The organism is Pirellulales bacterium (assembly GCA_035546535.1).
In the GTDB taxonomy this organism is placed as follows: domain Bacteria; phylum Planctomycetota; class Planctomycetia; order Pirellulales; family JACPPG01; genus JACPPG01.
In genome coordinates, this window is the sequence record DASZWQ010000044.1 from 1 (window position 1) to 3,632 (window position 3,632).

4 protein-coding genes are annotated in these 3,632 nt (G+C 61.0%); all 4 read right to left on the bottom strand.

Going from position 1 to position 3,632, the window contains the following annotated elements; all coding sequences use genetic code 11:
* Positions 1-92 (bottom strand): ClpX C4-type zinc finger protein (locus VHD36_05355; GenBank protein HVU86724.1); only part of this gene is annotated, 92 nt, incomplete at its 3' end.
* Positions 93-372: 280 nt separating this feature from the next.
* Positions 373-1,281 (bottom strand): hypothetical protein, encoded by a 909-nt coding sequence (locus VHD36_05360; GenBank protein HVU86725.1) that lies wholly within the window; start codon positions 1,279-1,281, stop codon positions 373-375.
* A 94-nt stretch (positions 1,282-1,375) separates the two neighbouring features.
* Positions 1,376-1,987, bottom strand: coding sequence for an ATP-dependent Clp protease proteolytic subunit (locus tag VHD36_05365; GenBank protein ID HVU86726.1), 612 nt, complete (start codon positions 1,985-1,987; stop codon positions 1,376-1,378).
* Between the two features lie 124 nt (positions 1,988-2,111).
* Positions 2,112-3,509: a trigger factor gene (gene tig, locus VHD36_05370; GenBank protein ID HVU86727.1), complete on the bottom strand. Its 1,398-nt coding sequence runs from the start codon at positions 3,507-3,509 to the stop codon at positions 2,112-2,114.
* Positions 3,510-3,632: the final 123 nt, after the last annotated feature.

The following is a 3,632-nucleotide window of genomic DNA, read 5'->3' on the forward strand; positions in this document are numbered from 1 at the left end:
GCAATAAGCTTGCGGACCTCGTGTTGGCTCTTGCCACAGAACGAGCAGTAGAGAGTGTTCTTTGACTCTCCGCTGGCTGTGCCTTTGCTCATACGCGATCCTTCAGAGGACGACCGTCTGTCACCCGTTTAGACAAAGATATGGGCGGCCTAATGACCCCCCGCAGCTCAGCCCGTAACGAATGGTTGACCGCGATCCCTTTCAAAAACGTTCACCACCCGACCGCCCGGCCAGGTGATTAGACCTTAGCAAGGATGGGGCCGCAAGCCGCCCAAACAGGGTCACAGCCCCATTCGTTGGGGCGCCGATACGGCTGTAACACCATTTCCGGACGACCGGAGATGGCCTTAGCGGCCACAAAGTTCAAGCCGACTAACGGTCCGACGGCCCTGGCTGGGTGATATCCCCACGCATGTGGCTGGCAATAGAACCCGCCTGCTGCCGGGCACTGCGGGCAAACCTGGGCGCGCCGTAAAGCCCTTGCAGGTAACTTTCATCCCAACTGGTGAGTTCGGTCGGACCGTTTCCACTGGCCGACCGGGCCCGGAATAGGTTCAGGATCGTGTCGTACGGGGCTGTGTCGGCGGCTGGGTCCAGCTGCGCCAGCGCCACCATGGCCAAGTAATCGCCAAGTGACGCGAAGGAGACCCCCTGGGATTTGGTGGCGTCCACGACGATCAGCACGCGATTGAAGTCCTGGCGCGTGGTTGGCGTCAGGCGGCTCGCCTGGCCAGCGGGGAGCCTAACCACCTCGTGTGCCATGGGTCCTGACACAGTGTCACCGTTTCCAAGCACCTGCCCATTAGATGCGACACTTTCGGTCACATGCCACCAACGGACCGGACGATCAGTGTTGGCGAAATCGGCAAGGGCCGCCTGCCCCCGCGAGTTGCCGTTCTCGTCCATGGTGTGGGTCGCCATCAGCGCCTGGTGATCCACCAGCGCCTTGGCGAACGCCTGGGAATCCGGGGTCACAAAAATGAAAATGTTAGCGCGGCAGCCCGAACGGCCTGGCGTGAGCCCAAGCTGGTACGCGCGCTGCGAGATGCGGTCGATAATGAATTGGGCGTAGCGCGCCTGGATGCCGGCGACCTGCGGGCAAATGCTACGGTCCCAACGCGCGAGTTGATCGGCGCCGGCTGGCGCTGCCGAGACTTGGCCGACAAAATCGCGGACCATGTCCTCTGCGTGGCCGGTAACGGTGACCTGTTCCGGCGGTGGCTGAGACGCGTCCTGAGCGAAGGCGGGCGACGAAAGCACAGCCAAAACGGCAGCGCACATGGCGGCTCTAAGCGGCTTCATGGCGCCGACCCTAGGCCGCAATGCCGGGGCGGCAAACGCCCTTGCGACAAGAACGCTGCTTCTTACGGCGAGTTTACGCCGCGCCGGACAGGCCTTCCGGCAGTTCGCGCCGCTCATAAACGCGGTCGACGATGCCGTAGTCTCGGGCTTCCTCGGCCGTCATGAAGTGATCGCGGTCCAGCGTGCGTTCCACGCGCTCGTACGGTTGGCCGGTATGTTTCACGTAGATTTCGTTGAGGCGTTTCTTAGTGGCGATGATGTCTTCGGCGTGGCGCTCGATATCCGAGGCTTGGCCACGGAAGCCGCCTGACGGCTGGTGCACCATCACGCGCGCGTTGGGCAAGCAGATGCGTAGGCCCTTCTCGCCCGACGCCAGCAGCAGCGAGCCCATCGAGGCGGCTTGGCCAATGCAGACCGTGGAAACCGGGCTGCGGATGTATTGCATGGTGTCGTAGATCGCGAGGCCGGAGGTGACGATGCCGCCCGGGCTGTTGATGTACATGGCGATTTCGCGCTTCGGGTTCTCGGATTCCAAGAACAGAAGTTGCGCCGTAACGAAGGCGGCTGTGGTGTCGTCCACCGGACCAGTCACGAAGATGATCCGCTCCTTCAGGAGCCGCGAGAAAATGTCGTAGAAACGCTCACCCCGGCTGCTCTGTTCGAGCACGCTGGGCATGAAATTGATCATCTTGGTGACGGGGTCAAACGACATGACGGCCTTTCGCTGGAGCCGGAATCGCCCCGGCTGCGCTCATATTTGACGCCTTGCCGCAGCCCGCAAGCCCTATGGCTGACGGAACGTGGCAGGGTTACTCGCTGGCGGCGGCTTCACCCTTGGCGGACTTGGCTTTTTTCGACTTTTTCGCCGCCGGCGCCGGTGCGTCATCTTCTGCGAACAAGGAGTCCTTGCTGACGTCCTCATTCTTAACGTTCACCAATTCGAGCACGAAGGTGACGACTTTTTCCTCGTAGATCGGCGCGCGGACCTGAGCGACCAGGTTCGGATTGCGCTGATACATCTCGATGATTTGCTTTTCCTGACCCGGGAAGTTGCGGGCTTGCGCCATAATGGCGTTGCCGACTTCCTCGTCGCTCACCACCAAGTTGTGACGGCGGCCGATTTCGGCGAGCAACAAGCCGAGGCGCACGCGGCGTTCGGCGATGGCGCGATACTCTGTTTTCAAATCCTCGTCGCTCTTGCCTTCATCAGACGGATCAAGCCGACCAGCGGCGCGATCGCTCTCGATCTGACGCCAAATTTGATTGAACTCGGCGTCCACCATGCGCGGCGGCAATTCGAAGTCGTGGGCTTCATCAAGTTTGTCGAACAGCGCACGTTTGGCTTTCGCGCGCGATTGTTGCGCGTAATCGTTCTCGATGCGCTGGCGAAGCGCGTCTTTCAAAGCACCGAGGCTGTCGAAACCCAGCTGGCTGGCCCATGCGTCGTCGGGTTCGCCTTGCTTCGGGCCTTTGACGTCTTTCACCTCGACGTCGAATTGAGCCGCTTTACCGCGCAACTCGGTTGCGCCGTAATCATCCGGAAAAGTGACGTTCAAGGTGCGCGCGTCGCCCTTCTTGGCGCCAACCAATTGCTCTTCAAAGCCGGGAATGAACTGCTTCGATCCGAGGACGAGCGGCGCATCGTTGGCTGAACCGCCTTCAAAGACTTCGCCGTCCATGCGGCCCACAAAATCGATGGTCAACTGATCGCCATCGGCGGCGGGGCCGTCTTTGTCTTCAAAGCCGCGGTTGGCTTTGTAGAGATCTGCGAGCGCGGTTTCGACTTCGCTGTCTTCGACCTTCGCGACGGGACGCGTGATGGTGATGGTTTTCAGATCCACCGGTTCAAAATCCGGCATGATCTCCAGCGACACCTCAAACTTCAGGTCAGACTGTCCGGCCACGACCTGGTTGATGTCACTCTTCACATCGAGCGTCGGCTCCGATGCGGGACGCGCATTGGTCTTTTCGAGGGATTCCCGCGTCGAGGTCTGCACCGCCTCGTTGATGATGTCCTGCATCATCGACGGCCCGTAGAGCTTGCGGATATGGCTCGCCGGCACCTTGCCCGGCCGGAAACCGTTGATGCGCACGCGCGGCTGCACCTCGGTAATCTTGGCGTTCAGCTTCTGCTGCAGTTCAGCGGCAGGCACGACCACGTCATAGACCCGCAAGAGGCCTTCGGACTGGCGTTCGGTAAATTGCATTGAATTGGCTTCCGGCATGCGCGGGGCGACTGCAAAACCTTTGCCGCCCGGTCTTTAAGAAAGCGGGGCTTATGGCATGGCGCATATCGGGTGTCCACGCGCCCCACGCGGCATATGGACAGG

What these genes read in the sequence shown, in the direction of transcription:
- VHD36_05360 (HVU86725.1), bottom strand. Translation starts at nt 1,281, where the DNA reads ATGTGCGCTGCCGTTTTGGCTGTGCTTTCGTCGCCCGCCTTCGCTCAG.
- tig (HVU86727.1), bottom strand. Translation starts at nt 3,509, where the DNA reads ATGCAATTTACCGAACGCCAGTCCGAAGGCCTCTTGCGGGTCTATGAC.